This window comes from Deinococcus rhizophilus (assembly GCF_030271215.1).
In the GTDB taxonomy this organism is placed as follows: domain Bacteria; phylum Deinococcota; class Deinococci; order Deinococcales; family Deinococcaceae; genus Deinococcus; species Deinococcus rhizophilus.
In genome coordinates this window covers 19809-39644 of record NZ_JASNGB010000002.1, presented here as the reverse complement: position 1 = coordinate 39644, position 19836 = coordinate 19809, and the positions used below count along the sequence as shown (strand labels likewise).

Sequence of the window (19836 nt, the reverse complement as noted above, 5' to 3'; positions counted from 1 at the left end):
CCTGTTCTGTTATCATCAGAATATGAAACGGTCTTTACGTGACTACGGGCGCACGGAAGGCGAGGCGCAGCACCCGGCCAGCGGGCGCGGGTACGCCCATGTCTGTCCGTCGTGCGGGGCGGGGCTGGACCTCTACGACCTGCGCGACGGCGATCAGGCGTACTGGTGCGGGCCCTGCGCCCGGGGCCACCGGGCGGGCGATCCGCCGCCGGGGGCGCTGCGCCCGCTGCCCGAGGCGAGCTGAATTCTCTCCCGTGCCCCCGTCCCCCCGTGGCGGGGGCGTTATCCTGCACCCATGAGTCCCCCCCCTGCGCTGTCCTCCCTTCCCCCCGACCTCCCCATTCTCTCCGGGCAGGTCGTGGCGGTGACGGGGGCGGACCAGGGCTATGGCCGGGCCATCAGTGCGCGGCTGGCGCGGGCCGGGGCCAGCGTGATCCTGATCGGCGGGAACTCCGAGTCGCTGGCCGCCGCCGCGAGTGGGCTGGAACTGGCGGGCGGCACCGCGATTCCCCTCAAGGCCGATGTGGGGGTGCCGCTCGACTGGCTGAGTGCGCAAAACCGCATCCTCGAGATTTTCGGGGCGCTGCACGGCATCGTGCATCTGGCCGACAAACGGGCGCATACCGACTTCACCCTGCTGAGCGAGGGCGAGTGGATGGACCTGTTTGGCTGCAACGTCAAGAGCAGCGTCGCCATCGCCCAGATCGTGCGCCGCCGCCTCGGCGGGACGTGGCTGACCATCGTGGGGCCGCACCTCGACGAGCAGGGCCTGCACGTCTACCCCCAGCGCGGGGCGATTCGCGGCCTGGTGGAGCACGCCTATCTGGAGGACCTGCGGGTGAACCTCGTGTTGCCCTCACGGGTGAGTGGGGGCGACGAGACGCTCGACCGCCCGCTGGGGGACGCGGTGCTCGCGCTGGCCGCTCCCTCGCTCGCGCACCTGCGCGGGGTGGTGCTGGAGGTGCCGCTGCCGCCGTTGCCCAAGGTGCGCCCGACCGAGGCCGAGGCCCTGCTCCGGTGAGATGCCCCTATTGCTCTGCCCCGGACTCGCGGGTGGTCAACTCGCGCCCCAGCGACGATGGCGCCTCCATCCGCCGCCGCCGCGAGTGCCTGCGCTGTGCGCGGCGCTTCACGACCTACGAGCGGGCACAGCTTGAACCCCTGATGGTGGTCAAGCGCGGCGGTCTGCGCGAGGCCTTCAACCCCGACAAGCTGCTGCGCGGCCTGACCCTCGCCACCGAGAAGCGCCCGGTGGACCCCGAGCGGCTGCGGGCCTTCGCCTACGGCTTCGAGGACGAGGTGGGCGTGCCGGAGATCGCCAGTGGTGAAATCGGCAAGCGGGCGATGGCCTTCCTGCGCCCGCTCGACGACGTGGCCTATATCCGTTTTGCCAGCGTGTACCGCGACTTCGACAGCCTGGAGCGCTTTATCGAGGAGATTCGCGGGCTGAAGGAGGGGGAGGAGGGCTAACCCCGCCGTCAGACCCGCTCGATCACCGTCGCGGTCGCCATCCCGTGCCCGATGCACATGACCTGCAGGCCCAGGGTGCCCCCGGTCGCCTCCAGCCCGGCGAGCATCTTGGCGGTGAGGCCCGCTCCACTCGCGCCCAGCGGATGCCCATGCGCGATGGCCCCGCCCCAGGGGTTGACCCGCTCCAGATCGGCTCCGAGTTCCCGCGCCCAGCCCAGCACCACCGAGGCGAAGGCCTCGTTGATCTCGATCCAGTCGAGGTCCGCGAGGGTCAGGCCGCTCCTGTCCAGCGCCCTGCGGGTCGCCGGGATCACGCCCATCAGTTGCAGGACGGGGTCGTCGCCCACCGCCACCCGCGCCCGGAAGCGGGCACGTGGGCGCAGGCCGTCGGCCAGGGCCGCGTCCCGGTCGCCCACCAGCACCACCGCCGCCCCGTCGCTGATCTGGCTGGCGTTGGCCGCCGTGACCACCCCGTCTGGCCGGAAGGCGGGCTTCAGGGCCGCCATCTTCTCGGGGGAGACGGCGTCGCGCACCCCCTCGTCGTGGGTGAGGGTGAGGGCCTCGCCGCCCGCGTCCTGCCCCGGCGTGGGCAGCAGCTCGGCGTGCAGGGCGCGGCTGGCGGCGGCCCGGCGGTGGCTCTCGGCGGAGTAGGCGTCGAGGTCGGCGCGGGTCAGGTCCCAGCGCTCCGCGATGCGCTCGGCGCTCTTGCCCTGGTGAATCAGGCCCACCCGCCCCAGCAGCTCCGGGTTGAGGGTCTCGAAGCCCCCGCCGATATCGCTGAACATCGGGGTGCGGGTCATGGATTCCACCCCGCAGCCCACCGCGTAGGCTTGGTCGCCCGCCTGCACGCCCTGCGCCGCGAAATGCACCGCCTGCTGCCCACTGCCGCACATGCGGTTGAGGCTCACGGCGGGCACCTCGGCGGGAAAGCCCGCGAGCAGCACGGCCAGCCGCCCGATGTTGGCCCCCTGCTCGCCCGTCTGGGTGACGGCCCCGGTGACCACGTCCTCCAGCCGTGCGGGGTCAAAGCCTGCGCGGTCTACCAGCCCCCGCAGGGCAAAGGCCAGCAGGGCGTCGGGGCGGGTGCCCCGGTAGGCCCCTCCGCGCCGGGCGTAGGGGGTGCGGACGGCCTCCAGAATCACGGCTTCGCTCATGGGTGCCATTGTCGGCCAGCGAGGAACCGTGGGGCTAGCGCGGCCCCATCCGGATCGCGCCGTCCAGCCGGATCGTCTCGCCGTTGAGCATGGGGTTCTCGAAGATGTGACGCACCAGCGCGGCGTACTCGTCGGCGCGGCCCAGCCGGGAGGGGAAGGGCACCTGCGCCCCCAGCGAGGCCTGCACCTCCTGCGGGAGTCCGGCCAGCATGGGCGTCTCGAAGAGGCCGGGGGCCACCGTGACCACCCGGATGCCGGAGCGGGCGAGGTCCCGCGCCATCGGCAGGGTCAGGCCCGCGACGCCCGCCTTGCTCGCGGCGTAGGCCGCCTGCCCGATCTGGCCCTCGAAGGCGGCGACCGAGGCCGTGTTCACGATCACGCCGCGCTCGCCGCCCGGCCCCGGCTCGCCGCCCAGCATCGCCTGCGCCGCCAGCCGCGCCACGTTGAAGGTGCCGATCAGGTTCACCCGGATCACCCGCTCGAACAGGTCGAGGGGGTGCGGTCCCTTCCTGCCCGCCGTGGTCGCCGCCGGGGCGATGCCCGCGCAGTTCACGGCCCCGTGCAGCCCGCCGAACCGTCCCTGCGCCGCCGCGATGGCCGCCTGCACGTCCGCCTCCTGCGTCACGTCCGTCCGCACAAAGAGGCCGCCGAGGTCCCCGGCGAGGGCCTCGCCCGCCTCCGCGTTCAGGTCGAGGAGGACCGGGTGCCCGCCCGCTTCCGCCACCATCCGCGCCGTGCCCGCCCCCAGCCCGGAGGCCGCGCCCGTGATCAGGACCGTCTTGCCTTGCAGGTTCATGGGGTCAGGGTAGCCCGGACGGGAAAGCCCCCGCGTGGGGCGGGGGCCGAAGGGAAGAGGAGCGTGCCTCAGCGTCTGCGCATCCAGTGCTGCAGGGTGCCCACCACGCCCCGCCGGAAGAACAGCACGGTCGCCACGAACACCAGCCCGGTCACGATGCCCACCGGCAGGTTGGCGGTCGTCAGCACGTCGCGCAGCAGCAGCACGATTCCCGCGCCGATCACCGGGCCGAAGAGGGTGGTCGTGCCGCCCAGCAGGGTCATCATCACGACCTCGCCGGAGGTGCGCCAGTTCACGACCTCCAGGCTGACCACCCCGTGCCCGAAGGCGTACATGCTGCCCGCCAGCCCCGCCAGGGCCGCGCTGATCAGGAACGCCGTGAACTTGAAGCGCACCGGGTTGAAGCCGATGCTCTCGGCCCGCTGCTCGTTGTCGCGCACGGCCTGCTGCGCCTGCCCGAAGGGGCTGCGGACCGTGCGGTACGCGACGTAGAAGCCCACCGCGAAGACCGCGAGGCAGAAGTAATACCGGGTCAGGGAATCGCTGAAGTCCATCCCCAGGAAGCCGGGCCGCTCGAAGCCCTGAAGCCCATTCTCGCCGCCCGTCACGTCGGTCCATTGCAGCGCCAGGAAGGACAGCATCTGCGCGAAGGCCAGCGTGATCATCGAGAAGTAGATGCCCGCGCTGCGCACACTCAGAAAGGCGATGGGAACGGCGAGCGCGAGCGCCGAGAGCGTGCCCCCCAGCATGGCGACCGGGACGCTCTGCCCCTGCCCCAGCAGGTAGGCCGTGACATAGGCGCTGCTGCCCCAGAAAGCCGCGTGCCCGAAGCTCAGCAGCCCGGAAAAGCCGAACAGCAGGTCGAAGGCCACCGCGAACAGCCCCCAGGCCAGGATGTCCAGCGCGAGCACCGGGTAGATCAGCCGGGGCAGCACCAGCAGCAGGATGGCCAGCCCGATCAGCCACACAGCGCGGGTCGTCCGCTCGCGGCCTGCGCGGGCGGCGGTTCGTGGCAGGACCGTCATCTTGCTCCCTCCGGCAGCCCGAACAGCCCGCTGGGACGCACCAGCAGCACCAGCGTCATCAGGATGAAGACCAGCGTGTTCGCGATGGGGGGGTACAGCGCCGCCCCGATGGCGGCCAGCACGCCGACCGCGAAGCCGGTGATCACGCTGCCCAGGATGCTGCCCATCCCGCCGATCACCACCACCGCGAAGGTCGTGATGATCAGTTCGGCCCCCATGTACGGCTCGACCGAGTAGATCGGCGCGGCCAGCACGCCCGCCAGCCCCGCGAGGCCCACGCCCACGCCGAACACGCCCGTGACCCACTTGCCCACGTCAATCCCGAAGGCCCGCGTCACGCCGGGGTTCTCGGTGCTCGCCCGGATGATCGCGCCCACCCGCGTCTTCTCGATCACGAACCACGTGATCAGGCAGATCAGGAGGCTCAGGCCGATCACGAACAGGCGGTATTTGGGAAACACCACGAAGCCCAGGTTGACCACGCCTGACAGCACCGGGGGCGGCGTGTAGGGGGCACTCGACACGGCGTACTGCGAGAGCATGACCTGTTTCACGAGGTCCTGGGTCAGCAGCGTCAGCCCGAAGGTCAGCAGCAGGTTGTAGCTCGGCTCCAGCCCGTACAGCCGCGAGAGCAGCCCCCGTTCCAGCACCATGCCGATGCCCGCCACGATCAGCGGCGCCAGGATCAGCGAGGGCCAGAAGCCCAGCCCGAACGCCTGCCCCAGCGCGAAGGCGGTGAAGGCCCCCAGCATGTACAGCGCCCCGTGCATGAAGTTCACGATCCGCAGCATTCCGAAGATCACCGCGAGGCCGAGGGACAGCAGGGCATAAAAGGCCCCGTTCACCAGCCCGTTGAACACCTGAATCAGGAGAAGTTGTGTGTTCATAGTTGTTCCGCAGCCGCCCTATTCCCGGCCTCTCCACCTCCGGCAAAGGGCTGATGGAGCGCCGCCCTTTGCCTCCGGCTCCGGGGCCTCTCCCCATGCCTACTCGCTCCGCTCGCGGGAGGCATTCTCAGAACTTGCACTTGCTCTCGGAGAGCGGCTGGAAGGCCCGCGCGGCGGGAATCGTGGCGATCTTCGTGAAGATGTCCCCGGCCTCCCTCGCCTGCGAGCGCGGCTTGACCTGCACGGTGTACACGTCGAGGATCACCCGGTGGTCCTGCGGGCGGATGTACGCGCTGCGGGCGTAGAAGTCGCTGAAGCGGTGGCCTTCCAGCGCCTTGACGACCGCGTCGCCGCCGTCACTCCTCGCGCGGGCCACGGCATTCAGGTAGGTCATGGTGGCGGAGTACACCCCGGCCTGCGCCCAGGTGGGCTTCTTGCCGAAGCTGCGCTCGAACTTGGCGGCCCAGGTCCGCGCCCGCTGGTCGAGGTTCCAGTACCACGGCACGGTGGCGAGGGCTCCCGCGAAGGCGTCCTGACCCAGCGCGGCCACGTCGGTCTCGAACAGCAGGCCGATGCCCAGCCCGATGCCCTGCTGCCTCAACCCGAATTCGTTGTACTGCTTGACCACGTTCACGAGGTCCGCGCCCGCCTGCATGGTGCCGAACACCTTGGGCTTGAGGCTCTGGGCCTTGAGCAGGTAGCTGGAGAAGTCGGTGTTGGGAAAGGGCGTGGCGTCGCTGTTCGTCACGACCCGGCCCTTGTTCTCGCGGATCGCCGCCGTCATCTGACGGTTGAGGTCCTGCCCGAAGGCGTAGTTGGGGTAGATGATGTACCACGAGTTCCCGCCGCGCTTGGTCACGGCGGTGCCGGTGCCGTTGGCGAGCATGTAGTTGTCGTAGGCGTAGTGGAAGGTGTACTTGCTGCAACTCTCGTTGGTGAGCGCCGTGGTGCCGCCCGTCACGACCATCACCGGAATCTTCTTGCGCTTGGCGACCTCGGAGGCGGCGAGGGCGGCGCTGCTCGTCGGCAGGTCGACGAGCATATCCACGTTCTGGCGGTCGATCATCTCGGCGGCCTTGTTGCTCGCCACGTCGGCCTTGTTCTGGTGGTCCACGCCGACGACCTGCACCTTGTTCCGGAAGCTGGGGTTGGCGGCCATGAAGTCCTGCGCGGCGAGCTGCGCGGCCCGCACGCTGCCCTGCCCGGAGAGTTCCGAGTACACGCCCGAGAGGTCGGTCGGCACGCCCACCCGCACGACGTTGTCGGTCAGGCGCACGCTCTGCGCGAGGGCGCCCGTCACGGTGGCGAGGGCGACGGTGGAGACGAGGGCGGTCAGGAGTTTCTTCTGCATGGGGGTTCCTCCGGGGAACAAAGGGGGGTGCAACGGGAGAGGGGCCTCAGACGCTGAGGTAACGGAGCAGGTCGGCGCGGCGGCCTTCGACCTCGTGCCGGGCGACCTCGTCCACGACCTCGCCGTCGACGAGCACGTAGTGGCGGTCAGCGAGGCGGGTGGCGAATTTGAGGTTCTGTTCGACCAGAATCACGCTCAGGCCGTCGCGGCGCAGTTCCTGCAGCATGTCGCCGATGGCCTGCACGATCACGGGCGCGAGGCCCTCGCTGGGTTCGTCGAGCAGCAGCAGTTTCGGGCTACTCCGCAGCACCCGCACGATGGCGAGCATCTGCTGTTCGCCGCCCGAGAGCTTGGAGCCGGGATGGTGGCCGCGTTCGCGCAGCACGGGGAATGCCTGGTAGGCCCGCTCCAGGCTCCAGCCGCCGGGCCGGGCCGGGGGCAGTTCGAGGTTCTCGCGCACGGTCAGGCTCGACAGGATGGCCCGTTCCTCGGGCACCCAGGCGAGGCCCCGCGCGGCGATGCGGTTGCTGGGCAGCCGCAGCAGGTCCTGCCCGTCGAAGCGAATCTGCCCGGTGCGGCTTCTCAGCACGCCCATGATGGATTTGAGGGTGGTCGTCTTGCCCGCCCCGTTGCGCCCGATCAGGCTGACGACCTCACCGGGGTTGACGTGCAGGTTGATCCCGTGCAGGACGTGGCTCTGGCCGTAGTAGGCGTTGAGGTCGCGGACTTCGAGCAGCGGGCCGCCGAGGGTGGGCACCGGGGCGGGGATGGGCGCGGGCGCCGTCACGCGTGGGCCTCCTCACCCAGATACGCCTCGATCACGCGGGGGTCGCGCCGCACCTCGTCGTAGCGCCCGCTGGCGATGACCTGACCGTATTGCAGCACCGTGATGCGGTCGGCGAGTTCGGCGACCACGCTCATGTTGTGCTCGACCAGGACCACCGTGCGGCCCCGCGCGACCTCGCGCACGAGGGCGATCACGCGCGCGACCCCCTCGGACCCCATCCCGGAAGTCGGCTCGTCGAGCAGCAGCACGCGCGGCTCCTGGGTCAGCGAGATGCCGATTTCCAGTTGCCGTTTCTCGCCGTGACTGAGGTCGGCGGCGAGCCGGGCGTGCGCCGCGCCCAGCCCGACCCGCTCCAGAATCTCGTCGGCATGGGGGCCGAGAGCCTCCAGCCGCGAGAGCGGGGTCCAGAACTGACCGGGCAGCGGGGTGGGCGACCCCAGCGCGACGAGCACGTTTTCCCGCACCGTCATGGTGGGAAACACCGAGCTGATCTGAAAGGACCGCGACAGCCCCCGCCGCACGATGGCGTGGGGCGGCAGCGTGTCGATGCGCTCGCCGAACAGCAGGACCTCTCCGCTCGTGGGCCGCAGAAAGCCCGAGAGCAGGTTGAACAGCGTGGTCTTACCTGCCCCGTTCGGGCCGATGATCGCGTGGATCTCGCCCTCCCGGATCTGGAGGTCAACCTCGTTGGTGGCCCGGAATCCCCGGAAATCCTTGACGAGTCCCCGCGCTTCGAGGGCGGTGCCCGTGGGGGGACCGGGGGTGCGTGAAACGGCGTCGGCCACCGTCATGGGGCGGCGCCGGATGCGGACTGGGGCATCCGCTCTCCCGCCTGTTCTGACTTCAGAATTGTGGTACGGGAGAGAGTCTATACGCCCGGCGTTACGCCCGCGTCACATCCGCCCGGTCCGCTTCCCCGCCCCGGCGCAGCGGCACGATGGGCCCCATGTTCGCCGGGGTGTGCGCCCGTACGCCCTGCATCAGCGCGGCGATCTGCCGGAAATCGGCGTCGATGTCCCCGGTCGGGGTCACGTAGCCCACCACGCCCACCTGTTTGCGGCCCCAGTCGAAGACCGTCACACCGATGGGCACCCCGGCCTTCAGCGCCATGTAGTAAAAGCCGGTCTTCCAGCCCTCGGCGCGGGCGCGGGTGCCCTCGGCGGCGACGGCCACCATGATCTCGGATTCACGGTGAATGATGTCCACCACGCCGTCCACGAAGTTGCCCCCCGCGCGGCGGCGGTCCACCGGCAGGCCGCCCCAGGCCCGCATCAGCCACCCCAGCGGCGGCCGGAAGAGGCTGTGCTTGGCGACCCAGTGCACCGGAACGCCCGTGGCCCAGCGCCACCCGATGCCCGGCCAGAAGTCCGCGTTGGAGGTGTGCGGGGCCACCGCCCCCACGAACTTCGGCCCCGGCGGGGGGGCCAGCACGGGCGTCCACCCGGTCAGCCGCAGGGCGAGCGTGGCGAGGCGGGAAGCGGGGGTGGGGCGGCGGTTCATCCAGGTGACGGGCACGGCGAGAGTCTAGGGCGACTTACCCCCCGCTGTGCAGCGCCCGCCACTCGCGGAAGGTCACCGGAAAGAGCGGCTCGGCGAGCTCGGCCAGGGCGCGGGCATAGAGGATCATCTCGTGCTGCGCACCTGCATGGTCGCGTAGAGCGAGGAAGTGCAGCAGCGAGCGCACGTTGAAGGTGTAATACGACGTGGTGTACAGCGACAGCGGCAGCACTCCCCGCGCCTGCTCCCGCGTCACGCCGAGGCGCAGCAGTTCCCCGTAAGCCCCGAACGCCTGCCGCCACGCCTCCGCCCACACCGCCGCCGCCGCCGCCTGATCGAGCGTGCCGTCGTCCTCCACGCTGGCCTGCCGGTTCGACGGGGCCTGCTTGCGGAACTCGCGGGGCGTGTAGTTCTGTTCCTCGGCCTCCGTGTAGCGCAAACTCCGCTCATTTTTTGAGACTCCCACACGGTGGCGAACCCACTGCCGGTCCACGAAGATCGGGCAGGTGACGTGGTAGGTGATCAGGTTGTGCTCGAAGGGGCTGCCGTGCTGATGCCGCAGCAGGTACCGAATCAGCTTCTCGTCGCGGTCATCCAGCGGAAAGTCGTTCTCGCCGCCAAAGGAAGTCCGTGCGGCGTTGACGATCATCTTGTCGTCCCCGACGTGCTGCACAAGGCTCACGGAGCCGATGCCGTCGCCCAGCGGGTAGAGGGTGGGAGGGAGGGTGGCGGGAGTGGTCATCGGGGGTCAGCTTAACGCCCACCTCCGATGAGACCGTCACGGTCTTCCACCCCCGCCGCCCGCAGCGCCGCGCGGAACTGCCCCGGCGTGACCGGCAGCACGCTCAGGCGGCTGCCCCGGCGGGTCAGCGGCGAGTCCTGCCACTCGGGGAGGGTCCGCAGGGTGTCCAGGGTCAGCACGGCGGGCAGGTCAAAGACCGGGGCCACGTCCACCATGCTCCAGCGGGGACTGTCCGGCGTGGAGGCCGGGTCGAAATACTCGCTCGCCGGGTCGAATTGCAGGTCATCCGGGTACGCTTCCCGCACCACCCGCGCCACGCCCGCCACCCCGGTCGGCCTGGCATTGGAGTGGTAGAAGAGGCAGAGGTCATCCTCCCGCATCTGCCGCAGGAAGTTGCGGGCCTGGTAGTTCCGCACGCCGTTCCAGCCTTCCCGACCGACGCGCACGAGGTCCGCGTAGCTGAACACGTCAGGTTCGGATTTGAGCAGCCAGGGCATCGGCAGGCAGGCTAACGCCCCTTCCGTACCCCTCGCCACCCTGCCCCGGCGCGGGGCGCTCTACCATGAGCCTGTGCGTCCCCTGCCCTGGCTTCCCGTGCTGCTGCTGCTTGCGCTGGCGGCCTACCTGCTGCCGGGGTGGTCGCCCCGTCCGGAGGCCGGGCCGCAGACGCCGCCCGCCGTCTCGCAGACGCTGCCGGGAGAGCTGCCCACCAACACCAGCGACCTCTTTCAGGCCACCCGCCCGGCGGTCGTGCAGATCGAGAGCCTGAACACCCGCACGCGCGAGGCGGGGCTGGGCACCGGCTTTTTCATCTCGGAAGGTGGGCAGGTGATGACGGCCTACCACGTCGTCTCGACCGGGCAACTGTTCCGCATCCGCACGCTGGAGGGCCGCAGCTACCGCGCCCGCGTGACCGCCTACGACGCCGCCGCCGATGTGGCGCTGATGCAGGTGGAGGGCCGGGCCCCCGGCTTCCCCTTCCTGCCGCTCGCGGGGGCCGAGCCACGGGTGGGGCAGGAGGTACTCGCCATCGGCAACAGCGGCGGCGACTTCCTGCAACCGCGCCGGGGCGTGCTGCTGCGGCTGGGGGCGGAAGCGGGCCGCGCCGACTTCCCGCAGGGCACGCTGGAGATGTCCGCGCCCCTCGCGCCGGGTGACAGCGGCGGCCCCATCCTCGACGGGACCGGGGAGGTCATCGGCGTGGTGAGCTTTATCCGTCTCGACACCAGCAACCAGACGCGGGCCTCCTACGCGGTGCCCGTCACCCAGGACAGCCCGCTGGTGGGGGCGCTGCTGGCCGGAGAGCAGCGGGACGTGCCGGTGGTGGGGCTGGTGCTGGACGTGGCCCACAGCGGCCTGACCGACCCGCCGGGGGCCGTGATTCAGCGGGTGGCGCGCAACAGCCCGGCGGAGGAGGCAGGACTGCGCGGCGCCCGCTTCGACGGGGACGGCAACCTGCTGGACCTCGGTGACGTGATTCTCAGCGTCAATGGCCGCCGGGTGCGCGACGCCAACGATTTCATCCGCACCGTGCGGGGGGACGCGACCATCGGGGACACCATCCGGCTGGGCTATCTCCGGGACGGCGAGGAACGCGAGACCACCATCACCCTGGTGGGAGCGCGGGCGCTGACCGACCTGAACGAGGAGTAATCCCCGCCTGCGCTCCCCCTCACCGCTCAGGCACAGACTGGTCCCATGTCACGCGCCTTTGTCAAGGAAGACGGCGGCGAACGCTGGACGCCGCCCACCCAGCCCCACGCCTACCGGGTGGTGTGGCCGGGCCCCGCCGGGGCCGAGGTCGTCCACGAGACCGACGACTTCCTCGGTGCATTGCGCTGGCTCGCGGCCCGCGAGCGCCCCGGCTTCGAACTGCGGGACCGGGCGGGGGCCTTGCTGGCGACCGCGGCGTAGGGCACGGCCCGCAAAGAAGGTGGGAGGCGTGAATAACGTCTCCCACCTTCCCTCTTTTGCTTTTCTCCACAAGCCACAAGCCCCCTACCACTCACCTTCCAGTGTCAGCCGCACCGTGCCCGCCAGCGTCTGCCCCGGCACCAGCGTCTTGAGGTCCGTGCCGCCCACCCCCTGCGCGGCGAGGTTCAGCGCGTTCGTCGCGTGCGAGACGGGTTCGAGAGCGAGGCTGCCGTCGGGCGCGGTAAAGACGGTCAGGTGCGAGTACACCGGGTCGGCGGTCAGCACCAGCGCCCGCGTGCCCCAGTCCAGCCTCAGCACCCCGTCCCAGGCGGTGTAGACCCGGTCGAAGGTGCGCTCCCCGATGGCGGTCGGCACGCGGAAGTCCTCCTCCGGGCGCAGGGGGCGGGCCGGGCCGGTGGGAAGCATCTGCCCGTCGGTGTCGTAGGTCAGCGCCGCGTCGAAGGTCAGGGTGGGGTCCACCCCGCCGTGCATCCGGGCGAGGTAGGGGTGCAGGCCCATCCCGGCGGGCATCTCGCGGGAGTCGGCGTTCGTCAGGCTGACGGTGGTATCGAGGTGCGGCCCGTGCAGGCGGTATTCCACCAGGGCGGTGAAGACCCACGGCCAGTTCATGCCCGGCCCGTCCGTACCCAGGAAGTCGCGGCTGTCGAAGGTGGCCCGCAGGTGCGCGTCCGTCACCCGCTCGACCCGCCAGGGCCGGTTGCGCACGTCGCCGTGCTGGGCGAGGCCGTCTTTGGTCGTGGGCCGGAGCTGCACCTCCTCACCGCCGAAGGGGAAGCGTGCCCCGGCGATGCGGTTGGCGTAGGGAAGCATGACGAAACAGGCACTCTGGCTGCTGGTCTCCACCCGCGCCGGGTCCACCACGCGCAGCACCGGACGCCCGGAGGCCGCACGCAGCCCCAGCACGCTCGCGCCGAGGGCGGGCAGCACCTCCAGCGTCAGGGCCTGCCCCGCGATGGTCCCGGTCCTCATCCCTCGACCCGTGCCCGCGCCGCCTCGTACAGCAGGATGCCCGCCGCGACCGAGGCGTTGAGGCTCTGGACCTGGCCCCGCGTGGGAATGCGGACCAGCACGTCGCACTTCTCGCGCACCAGGCGCCGCAGGCCCTCGCCCTCCCCGCCGATCACCAGGGCGAGCGGGCCGCGCAGGTCGAGGCGGCCCACGTCCTGAGCGGCCTCGCCCGCCGCCCCGTAGACCCACACGCCCTGTTCCTTGAGGCGGTCGATCAGGCGCGGCAGGTTCTTCGTCTGCGCGACGGGCAGGTAGCTCGTGGCCCCCGCCGCCGTCTTGGCGACCACCGGCGAGAGGGGAGCGCTGCGGCGTTCCTCCACCGCGACTCCGTGGGCGCCCAGCACCTCCGCCGAGCGGATGATCGCCCCGAAGTTGCGGGGGTCGGTGATCCCGTCGAGCAGCACGATCAGCAGGTCCTCGCCCCGGCTCCGCGCCCGTTCCAGGATGTCCTCCACGCCCGCCCACGCGAGGTCTTCCACCTCCGCGAGGATGCCCTGATGCTGGGTCGTGCCCGCGAGCTGGTCGAGTTCGATGCGCGGGGCGAAGCGCACCCGCACGTCGTGCGCCTGGACCTCGCGCACGAACGCTTCTTCCACCCCCCGCGCGAGCAGGACCTCACTGACCCGCCCGTCGCGCAGGGCTTCGAGCACCGGATTCCGTCCGTACAGCAACATGGGGGCAGTCTAGCGGCGGGTGATACGAATTCCGGTCGAGCAGTCACAGAAGGACGGGAAACCCGACTGGAGAAGAAGCAAAAACAGTGACGGAGAGGAGTGGAAGCACCGCAGCGCAGGGGCTGGCACGGATTCTCCGGAAACCCCATGACTCTCCCGTAGTCCCGTGTGACTCTCAGCCCCGCGTGGCCGTGACGGGGTTCTCGTCGCCCGGCCACTCCCCGGGCTGGGGCCTGGGCAGCGCGGTGTAGATGCGCGGGTCGCTGGGGTTGCTCGCGGCGATCAGGCGGGCGATCTCCCCGGCGTCGGGTTCGGCGAGCACGCGCACGAAATCCGAGGGGTTCAGCACCGTCTCGCGCACGGGCCAGCCCTGCGCCTGCGTCCACCCCACGAGTTCGGCGAGTGCTTCTGCTCCCGCTGGGCCGTAGCCCGGCCCGTAGGCGGGCGCCGTCACCACAGCCTCCTCCCCGCGCGTGAGGACCGCCGCGTAGCGCGAGGCGTCCCGCACCCCCTGCCAGTCGGCGATCAGGTACAGGGTGGCGGGGCCGCCCGCGCCCCACCGGCTCCCGGCCTCGCCGAGCAGACCCATCAGCTCGCGGTGGGTTTCCAGCGGGGCACCGGGCAGGCCGAGCGGTTCGAGAACGTTCATGGCGGCAGTCTACCCGTGGGGGCCGGGGGCGCTATCCTCCCCCCCATGAAGCAGAAGCTCAGTGGCCTCGTGGCCCAGGCGCGGGGCGGACGCGTGGTGCGGACCCCGTTCGTGGACGGGGACGATATCGACCGCCGCCTTCTGCAAGACGACGACGTGCGCTTTGTCATCGCGGGCGGTTTTCCGGATGCCCGCCGGGTGGTCCTGACCCTGCACCCCGCCCACATCCCGGAGGTGGACAGCGGCGTGACCGTGCTGCGCGTGACCCCCGGCCCCGGCCCGGTCTGGGACCTTCAGGACTTCGCGGTGCACCTGCGGCGGCTGGCACTGCCCGAAGACGCCCTCGGCGACGTGCGGGAGGAACGCGGCGGGGCCTTTCTGGTTGCGGCGGCGGGCAAGGCGGCGGCGAGCCTGGAGGCCCTGACCGACCTCGGCGGGCGCGAGGTCGAGGTGGAGGAGGTGGGCGAGACGGCGGGCCGGGGCTCCAAGACCCGCGAGGTCGTCGTGCCCTCCATGCGGGTGGACGTGGTGGGCGCCAAGGGCTTCGGCGTGAGCCGCGCCTACTTCCAGCAGGGCATCGACGGGGGCAAGGTGCGGCTCAACGGCGCCCCTGTCCGCGCGAGTGCCGACATCAAGGAGGGCGACAGCCTCAGCGCGGAGGGAATCGGCCGCATCGACTTCAAGCGGGTCGTGAACGAGACGCGCCGGGGCAATTTCAAGGTCGAGCTGGAAGTGCACCGCTAGATGTTTCCGTCGCTGGAGCCGCACGCGTCCGGCATCCTTCCGGTGGGAGAGGGGCAGGGCGTCTACTGGGAAACGTCGGGGAACCCGCAGGGCAAGCCCGCCGTCTTCTTACACGGCGGTCCCGGTGGGGGCATGGGCGTGGGCTACCGCCGCCGCTTCGACCCCGAGCGGTATCTGATCGTGGGTTTCGAGCAGCGCGGGTGTGGCCGCAGCCTGCCGCTGGCGACGCACGACCTCGACCGGCTCGCGCTCAACACCACCCCGAGGCTGATCGCGGACATGGAACTGCTGCGTGAGCATCTCGGCATCGAACGGTGGTTGCTGCATGGGGTGTCGTGGGGCACAGCCTTGGCGCTCGCCTACGCGCAGGCGCACCCGGGGCGGGTGAGCGAACTCGTGTTGATGGCGGTCACGCCCACCGACCCTCTCTACGTCACCTGGATCACCGAGACGGTCGGCGTGCTGTTTCCGCAGGCGTGGGACGAGTTCGCGCGGGCGAGCGGGGCGCGGCCCGGCCAGAGGATTGTGGACGCCTACCTTGAGCGGCTCACCGACCCCGACCCCGCCGTCCGGGAGGCCGCTGCTGAAGCGTGGTGCCGCTGGGAAGATACCCACATCACGCTCGACCCCGGCTTTCAGCCCGGCCACACCCTCAGTCAGGAGTCGCCCGAGTCCCGGCAGAATTTCGCCACGCTCGTCGCCCACTACTGGCGGCACGGCGGCTTCTGGCCCGACGGCTCGGCGCTTGCGGGAATGGCGCGGGTGGCGCACCTGCCCGCCGTCCTGATTCACGGACGCTACGACGTGAGCGGGCCAACCCGCTTCGCCTGGGACCTGCACCGGGCCTGGCCGGGCAGCGAATTTGTACTGGTCGCGGAAGAGGGCCACGGCGGGCCGCAGATGGTTGCCGCCGTCCGCGAGGCGACCGACCGCTTCGCCACAAGGAACCCCCAGCCATGATCGACCTGCTCGCCCGCCGCCCCAGCCTCAGCCCGGAAGACCTCACCGCCGACCTCTCGCCCAGCGCCCGCTTCCGGGAGGTGCGCTTCGAGAACTACCGGCCCAACCCCGGCTTTCCCAGCCAGGAGGAGGCCCGGCGCTCGCTGCAACTGTTCTTGCAGGGGGCACAGGCGCGGCCCGGCGGCTTCCGGCTCTTCCGGCGCTCCAAGCCCGAGGGCCGGGGCCTGTACCTCGACGGCGGCTTCGGGGTGGGCAAGACGCACCTGCTGGCGAGCACCTACCACGCGGCGGGGGGCACGCGGGCGCTGATGAGCTTTCAGGAGCTGATGTACGTGATCGGGGCGCTGGGGATGGGCCGGGCGGTGGACGCCTTTCGCGGGCACGACCTGCTGCTGATCGACGAGTTCGAACTCGACGACCCCGGCAACACCCACATGGCGAACACCTTCTTGGGGCAACTGATGCCCGCCGGGACCAGCGTGGTCGCCACTTCCAACACCGAGCCGGGGGCGCTGGGGCAGGGCCGCTTCAACGCCACCGATTTCCAGCGCCAGATTCAGGGTATCGCCGAACGCTTCGAGACGCACCGCATCGACGGCCCCGACTACCGCCAGCGCGGCACGGCCCCGGCGCAGCCCCTCGGTCCCGAGGAGTTCGCCGCGTGGCGGGCGCGGCAGCCGGAGGCGGGCCTCGCCGTGGTGGGGCACCGTGACCTGGGCCGCCTGCTGATCGACGTGCACCCCAGCCGCTTCGCCCGGCTGCTCGCGGGGGTCGACGCCCTCGGCGTGACCGATCTCGCGCCCATGTCCGACCAGAACGTCGCCCTGCGCTTCGTGCATTTCGTGGACAAGCTCTATGACCTCGGTCTGCGGGCGGCCTTCACCGGGGCGCCGCTGGGAAGCCTCTTTTCCGAGACCTACCGCCACGGCGCCTACGCCAAGAAGTACAGCCGCTGCCTCAGCCGCCTCTCCGAGCTGTTGCAGGAGGCGCGGGCGGACCTCGCTGCCGTGTAAAGGCCGCCTCACCCCTCCCCGTGGCCTGACCCGCTACGGTCGGGGCATGACCCAGGCTCAGAACCAGGACTTCACGATGGTGCTGCCCGGCGGCAGCGTGCCCGCCCGCTTCGTCGCCCTGCCCGACGGCACCCCCGGCGTGGAGGTCGAGGGCGTGCAGTTTCCCCATGTCCAAGACGAGGTGCCCCACGGCATCAAGGGGGGCACCGACGAGCAGCGCCGCGTGATCGACAGCCTGCGCCTGCGCTTCCGGATCACGTCCGAGGCGGGTGTGCTCGCCTTCGACGTGGAGTGATCGCCCAAGCCATGAAAAAGCCCCGCCCAGCGCGGGGTTTTCTCCTGGTGCCGGGAACGGGACTTGAACCCGCAAGCTCTACGAGCGGCCGATTTTAAGTCGGATGCGTCTACCGATTCCGCCATCCCGGCACGGGGCACGCGCCCCGGCAGTATAGAAAAAACCCCGCCGTGGGGGGGCGGGGCTCTGTGGTGGAGGTGGGCGGAGTCGAACCGCCGTCCAAAGGTCCGTTCAGTGTGCGTCTACGTGTGTATCCCGCTGTTTGATTGTCGGGTCGCAGGCCACCAGCGGGCGGGTTTCCTTTGACCGTAGTTCCATTCAGTTTCGCCGTGGGCTATGAAACGTCGCTTTGGCTAGCCTTCTTTTGTTACAGCTCGCGCGACGCCAAAGGCCGGGCTTCGCGGTCACCGTCTCACTTAAGCAGCGAGAGCGTAGTTCTGGTTGCCAATTAAAGGCTTTGCCGTTTTTTTACGAGGCCAACGGCACCTCGACACGCAACATCACCTTCAGTTCCCCTGTCGAAACCGGGTCACCCCCAGTGCGTCGCCGGATGGACCGGCGAACAAGAGTGTAGCAGAGGGCGCCCCGACGCGCCCTGAACGTTCGCACGTTCCGCCCTCATCCACCCGTCAACCGTGGGGAGATTCAGTCCGCCGCCAGTTCCGCCCGCTCGGGCAACTCGGCGTGCTGGGCCCAGCGTTCCAGGGCGTCCACGAAGCTCGGCATCACCTCGCCGCGCTCGCTGTCCAGGGCGCTGAAGGCGGGGCGGGCGGCGGGCAGACCCAGTTCGGCGGTGGGGACCCCCCGCACCAGTTCTGCGTCCAGCCCGGTCACGTCCGCCACCCTGCGGGCGAAGTCGGCCCAGCTCACGGCGCCGGGGTTGGCGAGGTGCCACACGCCGCGCTCGCCGTCGATCAACAGGTCGAGCACCGCCCGCGTCAGGTCGGGCACGTAGGTGGGCGAGACGACCTGATCGGCGGCGGCCCGTAGCACCCGCCCGGCCCCCAGTTCGCGGACCACGTGCGCGGCGAAGTTGTGGGAGTCCCACGGCCCGAAAAAGGCGCTGGTGCGGATGACCAGGGCTTCCGGCAGCGCCCCCAGCACCGCGTCTTCGGCGGCGCGTTTGCTGCGGCCGTAGGCGTTCAGCGGGTTGGGTTGATCGGATTCCACGTAGGAGATTCCCTTGCGGCCGTCGAACACGAGGTCGGAGGAAAAGGTCACCAGCCGCACCCCGGCCCCGGCGCAGGCTTCGGCCAGCAGGCGCGGGCCGTCCACGTTCTCGCGGTCGTTGCGGGGATCACGCTCGGCGTCGTCCACCCGCACGTACCCGGCCGCGTTCAATACGGCCCACGGCTGATGCTCTGCGAGTGCCCGCGCCACCGAATCCGCGTCCGCGATATCGCAGTCCTGCCGCCGCAGCAGCCGGTAGGGAAGGCCGCGCCCCTCGCACTCGCGGGCCAGCGCCTGCCCCAGCGTGCCCGTCGCCCCGGTGATCAGGATCGGCGCCCCGGCAGGGTCCGCCGCCCGCACCCGGCCGTCAGGCGGGAAGGTGAGGCGCTCGGGCCGCTCCCACCACCCCGGCCCGGCGAGGACCGGGTGCGAGGGCGTCTGCCCCGTCGCCAGTTCGCGGGCCAGGGTCACCAGCGCGGTGGGGCGCGGCTCGGGAGCGCGGATGTCCCACAGGCCGCTCTCGTAGTGCCCGTCGCGGCGGGTCAGCAGGCTGTCCCATTCCCAGGCTCCCATCGCCGCCCAGACGGTGATCGCCCGCACGTCCGCTCCCTCGGCACGCACCTCCTGCGCGGCCTGCCACGCGCCCGCCAGCCAGCGCAGTTGCTCCTCGCGGGTGCAGCCCAGGTGGACTTCGGTGACGGCCAGCGGCAGGCCGTAGCGGGCGTGGGCCTCGCGCAGGCGGTCGCCGGGCCCACCGACCCCCTCGCCGCGCACCCGCACGGCCTCCACGTCGGCGTAGCGGTCGCGCCCGTTGCCGCCGTGGGTATGGGCCGGGTAGCGGCTCAGCCGCTCGTCGAGAAAGCGCTCGCTGGTCACGTACACGTTCAGGCCCAGCACGTCGGGCGGGCAGGGATTCTCGGCGAACCAGCGGACCTCGTGCTCGGGGGCGCCGATCCAGCGCAGGTACTCCCACATCGGGTGCCCCTCGTCCACCCGGCCCAGCAGCAGGTCGAGGCTCAGCCAGCGCCGCTCGTTCTCGAAGCTGGCCTGGTAGCGCATCCGGGGGGTGCTGTAGGTCCGGCCCAGGTCCTCGGTCTGGATCAAGCGGGCCGCCGGATTCACCGCCCGGATCTCGCGCATCGCCAGCACCGTCGCCTGAAGCTGGTGAAAGAGGGCCGTCCAGAAGGAGCGCTCATCCCGCGCGTGCGGATACCAGTGGCCGTACAGCGCCGAGAAGCGGGCCGTGGTCAGCGGTTCGTTGACCGGCGTGTAGGCGCCGAGGTGCGGATACCGCTGGGCCACCGCCCGCGCGTAGGCCCGCACCCCGTCCACGAAGCCGGGGTCCAGCAGGTGGGTGTGGCGCGGTCCGCTGCCGTGGTGAACCAGCCCCACGATAGGTTCGACGCCCCGCTCTGCCAGCCGTGCGAGCCGGGTGTCGGCCCAGCGCCAGTCGGCCTGAGCCGGGCCGTGCGGGGCCGTACGCTCCCACAGCAGCGGAAAGCGCAGCGCCGTGATGCCGAGGTCCGCCAGGCGGTCGAGATCGCTCAGGCGGTGGTCGAAGCCCGTCAGAACATTCTGGTCGAGGTAATCATTTCCCACGCGGCTGACGGTCGGTTCGACCCCCGCCCACAGTTCCAGGTTGTGCATGCATCCTCCCTCTGCTCCCGGAAGCGGGGCCG

23 protein-coding genes, 1 tRNA gene and 1 other RNA gene are annotated in these 19836 nt (G+C 70.8%); 9 read left to right on the top strand and 16 right to left on the bottom strand.

All coding sequences use genetic code 11. The features are described 5' to 3' along the window. Positions 1-22: 22 nt before the first annotated feature. The 3 genes from QOL99_RS00660 to nrdR are packed head-to-tail and all read left to right on the top strand — an operon-like array spanning position 23 to position 1470. Positions 23-244, top strand: coding sequence for a hypothetical protein (locus QOL99_RS00660; protein WP_285520686.1), 222 nt, complete (start codon positions 23-25; stop codon positions 242-244). A gap of 51 nt (positions 245-295) precedes the next feature. Further along, on the top strand, positions 296-1021 hold the full coding sequence (locus QOL99_RS00655) for an SDR family NAD(P)-dependent oxidoreductase (RefSeq protein WP_285520685.1): 726 nt from the start codon (positions 296-298) through the stop codon (positions 1019-1021). Beyond that, positions 1018-1470 carry a transcriptional regulator NrdR gene (gene nrdR, locus QOL99_RS00650; protein WP_285520684.1) on the top strand — a complete coding sequence of 151 codons (453 nt, stop codon included), beginning with the start codon at positions 1018-1020 and terminating at the stop codon, positions 1468-1470. Before QOL99_RS00655 ends, nrdR begins: the two co-directional genes overlap by 4 nt. Before the next feature lie 8 nt (positions 1471-1478). On the opposite strand, the gene QOL99_RS00645 is transcribed toward nrdR, so the two are convergent. From QOL99_RS00645 to QOL99_RS00600, 10 genes are all read right to left on the bottom strand, one after another. Then, entirely contained in the window at positions 1479-2624 is a 1146-nt protein-coding gene (locus tag QOL99_RS00645; protein ID WP_285520683.1) for a thiolase family protein, read from the bottom strand. A 34-nt stretch (positions 2625-2658) separates the two neighbouring features. Continuing rightward, entirely contained in the window at positions 2659-3420 is a 762-nt protein-coding gene (locus QOL99_RS00640; RefSeq protein WP_285520682.1) for an SDR family NAD(P)-dependent oxidoreductase, read from the bottom strand. 68 nt (positions 3421-3488) lie between these two features. Beyond that, positions 3489-4445 carry a branched-chain amino acid ABC transporter permease gene (locus QOL99_RS00635; protein ID WP_285520681.1) on the bottom strand — a complete coding sequence of 319 codons (957 nt, stop codon included), beginning with the start codon at positions 4443-4445 and terminating at the stop codon, positions 3489-3491. Beyond that, the gene (locus QOL99_RS00630) at positions 4442-5332 is read right to left on the bottom strand and encodes a branched-chain amino acid ABC transporter permease (RefSeq protein ID WP_285520680.1); all 891 of its coding nucleotides are present in this window, start codon (positions 5330-5332) and stop codon (positions 4442-4444) included. Before QOL99_RS00630 ends, QOL99_RS00635 begins: the two co-directional genes overlap by 4 nt. A 127-nt stretch (positions 5333-5459) precedes the next feature. Beyond that, positions 5460-6683 (bottom strand): ABC transporter substrate-binding protein, encoded by a 1224-nt coding sequence (locus tag QOL99_RS00625; RefSeq protein WP_285520679.1) that lies wholly within the window; start codon positions 6681-6683, stop codon positions 5460-5462. Between the two features lie 46 nt (positions 6684-6729). Then, positions 6730-7470 (bottom strand): ABC transporter ATP-binding protein, encoded by a 741-nt coding sequence (locus QOL99_RS00620; RefSeq protein ID WP_285520678.1) that lies wholly within the window; start codon positions 7468-7470, stop codon positions 6730-6732. After that, positions 7467-8261 carry an ABC transporter ATP-binding protein gene (locus tag QOL99_RS00615; protein ID WP_285520677.1) on the bottom strand — a complete coding sequence of 265 codons (795 nt, stop codon included), beginning with the start codon at positions 8259-8261 and terminating at the stop codon, positions 7467-7469. The genes QOL99_RS00620 and QOL99_RS00615 overlap by 4 nt, the downstream gene beginning before the upstream one ends. Positions 8262-8352: 91 nt before the next feature. After that, a complete protein-coding gene (locus QOL99_RS00610; RefSeq protein ID WP_326522563.1) occupies positions 8353-8985 on the bottom strand; it encodes a lysophospholipid acyltransferase family protein in 633 nt (210 codons plus the stop codon). A gap of 19 nt (positions 8986-9004) precedes the next feature. Continuing rightward, positions 9005-9709: an FAD-dependent thymidylate synthase gene (gene thyX / locus QOL99_RS00605; protein WP_285520676.1), complete on the bottom strand. Its 705-nt coding sequence runs from the start codon at positions 9707-9709 to the stop codon at positions 9005-9007. A gap of 11 nt (positions 9710-9720) precedes the next feature. Then, entirely contained in the window at positions 9721-10206 is a 486-nt protein-coding gene (locus QOL99_RS00600) for an EVE domain-containing protein (RefSeq protein WP_285520675.1), read from the bottom strand. Positions 10207-10279: 73 nt separating this feature from the next. Between QOL99_RS00600 and QOL99_RS00595 the strand changes: the two genes are divergently transcribed. Together QOL99_RS00595 and QOL99_RS00590 are read left to right on the top strand one after the other, a co-directional pair. Beyond that, entirely contained in the window at positions 10280-11362 is a 1083-nt protein-coding gene (locus QOL99_RS00595; protein WP_285520674.1) for a S1C family serine protease, read from the top strand. A 45-nt stretch (positions 11363-11407) separates the two neighbouring features. Next, positions 11408-11623 (top strand): hypothetical protein, encoded by a 216-nt coding sequence (locus QOL99_RS00590; RefSeq protein ID WP_285520673.1) that lies wholly within the window; start codon positions 11408-11410, stop codon positions 11621-11623. Between the two features lie 84 nt (positions 11624-11707). Here QOL99_RS00590 and QOL99_RS00585 read toward each other — a convergent pair whose 3' ends face one another. The 3 genes from QOL99_RS00585 to QOL99_RS00575 form a co-directional block, all read right to left on the bottom strand. After that, entirely contained in the window at positions 11708-12613 is a 906-nt protein-coding gene (locus QOL99_RS00585; protein WP_285520672.1) for an aldose 1-epimerase, read from the bottom strand. After that, a complete protein-coding gene (gene rlmB / locus QOL99_RS00580) occupies positions 12610-13326 on the bottom strand; it encodes a 23S rRNA (guanosine(2251)-2'-O)-methyltransferase RlmB (protein ID WP_285520671.1) in 717 nt (238 codons plus the stop codon). The genes QOL99_RS00585 and rlmB overlap by 4 nt, the downstream gene beginning before the upstream one ends. A gap of 175 nt (positions 13327-13501) precedes the next feature. Further along, positions 13502-13975, bottom strand: coding sequence for a DUF3197 domain-containing protein (locus QOL99_RS00575; RefSeq protein ID WP_285520670.1), 474 nt, complete (start codon positions 13973-13975; stop codon positions 13502-13504). 45 nt (positions 13976-14020) lie between these two features. Here QOL99_RS00575 and QOL99_RS00570 point away from each other — a divergent pair, with 45 nt between their 5' ends. Genes QOL99_RS00570 through QOL99_RS00555 form a run of 4 tightly spaced genes read left to right on the top strand, consistent with a single transcriptional unit; the run spans position 14021 to position 16987 of the window. Beyond that, the gene (locus QOL99_RS00570; RefSeq protein ID WP_285520669.1) at positions 14021-14719 is read left to right on the top strand and encodes a S4 domain-containing protein; all 699 of its coding nucleotides are present in this window, start codon (positions 14021-14023) and stop codon (positions 14717-14719) included. Further along, entirely contained in the window at positions 14720-15679 is a 960-nt protein-coding gene (gene pip / locus QOL99_RS00565) for a prolyl aminopeptidase (RefSeq protein WP_285520668.1), read from the top strand. Beyond that, positions 15676-16692, top strand: a complete 1017-nt coding sequence (zapE, locus tag QOL99_RS00560; protein ID WP_285520667.1) for a cell division protein ZapE — start codon at positions 15676-15678, stop codon at positions 16690-16692. Before pip ends, zapE begins: the two co-directional genes overlap by 4 nt. Before the next feature lie 46 nt (positions 16693-16738). Further along, entirely contained in the window at positions 16739-16987 is a 249-nt protein-coding gene (locus QOL99_RS00555) for a hypothetical protein (RefSeq protein ID WP_285520666.1), read from the top strand. 45 nt (positions 16988-17032) lie between these two features. Here QOL99_RS00555 and QOL99_RS00550 read toward each other — a convergent pair. The 3 genes from QOL99_RS00550 to rfbD form a co-directional block, all read right to left on the bottom strand. Continuing rightward, positions 17033-17118: transfer RNA gene (locus QOL99_RS00550), tRNA-Leu, on the bottom strand. A 58-nt stretch (positions 17119-17176) separates the two neighbouring features. Further along, positions 17177-17524: a transfer-messenger RNA gene (ssrA, locus tag QOL99_RS00545) on the bottom strand. 108 nt (positions 17525-17632) lie between these two features. After that, positions 17633-19804: a dTDP-4-dehydrorhamnose reductase gene (rfbD, locus tag QOL99_RS00540; protein ID WP_285520665.1), complete on the bottom strand. Its 2172-nt coding sequence runs from the start codon at positions 19802-19804 to the stop codon at positions 17633-17635. Positions 19805-19836 lie beyond the last annotated feature (32 nt).